Source organism: Acinetobacter sp. YH16038 (assembly GCF_013417275.1).
Classification (GTDB): domain Bacteria; phylum Pseudomonadota; class Gammaproteobacteria; order Pseudomonadales; family Moraxellaceae; genus Acinetobacter.
The window spans coordinates 1-1,888 of the sequence record NZ_VPEG01000125.1; the positions used below are offsets into that span (position 1 = coordinate 1).

The window sequence follows — 1,888 nt, forward strand, 5'->3', positions numbered from 1 at the left end:
CATTTTTGGATTTTTATCATTTAAATAAGTATCTGATATTTATATTAATATACAAGTGTACTTCGTATAATATCCATTATGTTAAATGGGTGGATTATTTTCATTAATGATCCCAAAAGCTTTTCTCCATGCCTGAGGGCTGGTGCCATATTTTTCACGAAAATTTTTTCTAAATGACACGGTATTATTAAAACCTGAAAGCTCGGTTATCTTTTCGATAGACAAGTTTGTCGTTTCTAAAAGTTCACAACTTAATCTGATTCTTTCAGTATTCAGCCAATCGACTAGGGTCATGCCTGTCGCTTTCTTAAAATGCCGTGTGAACGTCCTGCGTGTCATATGTGTCCGTTCAGCGAGGCTTTCAATATTATGTTGTAAAGCTAAATTCTTTCTTAAAAAATCAAGTAATACATTAATTTGTGCATCTTGGCTCGATTCTGCGACTGGCTGTTCAATAAACTGAGCTTGCCCACCTTCACGGTGAGGCGGGATCACCATTACTCTAGAGACTTTATTCGCAATTCGTGCATTATAGATTTCTCGTACCAAATATAGGCAGCAGTCTAATGCTGCGCCTGTTCCTGCAGAGGTTACGATCCTTTGGTCTTCTACATACAGGGCATCATGATCAAGCTGAACCTGTGGAAATCGCTCACTAAAATCTTGTTCAGCCATCCAGTGCGTAGCTGCTTTTTTATGATCAAGTAAACCAGCATATGCCAATGCATAAGTTCCATAGCATAACCCTACAATTCTAATTCCAGTCTGATATGCACAATTTAGGGCATCGATAAGTACTTGTTCAGGCTCATGATTAAAATCATCCCATCCAGGAATAATAATAAGATCCGACTCTTTAATGAGTTCAATCCCACCATCAGGGATAATCATCATAGACTGTTCTGTTTTTACGGGTTGGCCATCTATAGAAAAAATTTTCAGATCAAATAAGCGTTTATCTTTAATCTTGATATTAAAAATGATATGGGGGATAGAGAAGTGAAATGGATTTATATTGGGATAAACGAATAATCCAATCACTGGTATAGCCATTCGATCTACCTCTCTAAAATAATAAATATAGCATGTTGTCCCAATAGTTTCGATGATTGTCCTTAAGGACAATTTTATTATTTGATTTTTCCTATCATGATTCGAGTATGACTCAATGATTGGATCTGGAATATGAATAAAATTTTAAGTAGCTCTGTTATTGCACTCTCTCTGGCAATGGCTTCAGTCCATTTATATGCGAAGGATCAGGTGGTTCAGCGAGATACTTCTAAAGTTACGCATATACAAGAAATTCGCAATGCAACGATTAAAGTAACCTATGCTGATACAACCTTTTTAATTGACCCAATGTTTGCTAAAAAAGGGTTCTATGAAGGTTTCCCCGATACTCATCGTAGCTATTTACGGAACCCATTAGTCGATTTGCCTATCAAGCCCGAAACGATTTTAGAAGGTGTAGATGCGGTAATCGTGACCCATACCCATTTAGATCATTGGGATGATGCAGCACAAGCGGCTATTCCGAAAAACATGCCCTTGTTTGTACAGAATAAAGAAGACCAAAAAGTCATTCAGTCACAAGGCTTCAAAGATGTCCGTGTATTAACGCAAGCCACCTTTGAAGGGATTAAGCTCACTAAAACTGGTGGCCAACATGGTACTGATGCCATGTACCGTATTCCTAAGCTTAAAGCTGGATTAGGCGAAGCAATGGGGGTGGTATTTGAAGCTGCTGGTCATGAAACTGTTTATGTAGCAGGAGATACCATCTGGCGTTCTGAAGTTGATCAAGCGATTCAAACATTTAAACCTGATGTGATTGTCTTGAATACAGGTAACGCCTTGGTTGATGGCTTTAAAGAATCCATTATTA

2 protein-coding genes are annotated in these 1,888 nt (G+C 37.9%); one reads left to right on the plus strand and one right to left on the minus strand.

The genetic code is table 11. The features are described 5' to 3' along the window. Positions 1–81 precede the first annotated feature (81 nt). Positions 82–1,053 (minus strand): GlxA family transcriptional regulator, encoded by a 972-nt coding sequence (locus tag FTV34_RS17205; protein WP_180070882.1) that lies wholly within the window; start codon positions 1,051–1,053, stop codon positions 82–84. A 132-nt stretch (positions 1,054–1,185) separates the two neighbouring features. Between FTV34_RS17205 and FTV34_RS17210 the strand changes: the two genes are divergently transcribed. Next, positions 1,186–1,888, plus strand: a 703-nt coding sequence (locus FTV34_RS17210) for an MBL fold metallo-hydrolase (RefSeq protein ID WP_180070884.1), incomplete at its 3' end; no start/stop codon positions are given.

What these genes read in the sequence shown, in the direction of transcription:
- FTV34_RS17205 (WP_180070882.1), bottom strand. Translation starts at nt 1,053, where the DNA reads ATGGCTATACCAGTGATTGGATTATTCGTTTATCCCAATATAAATCCA.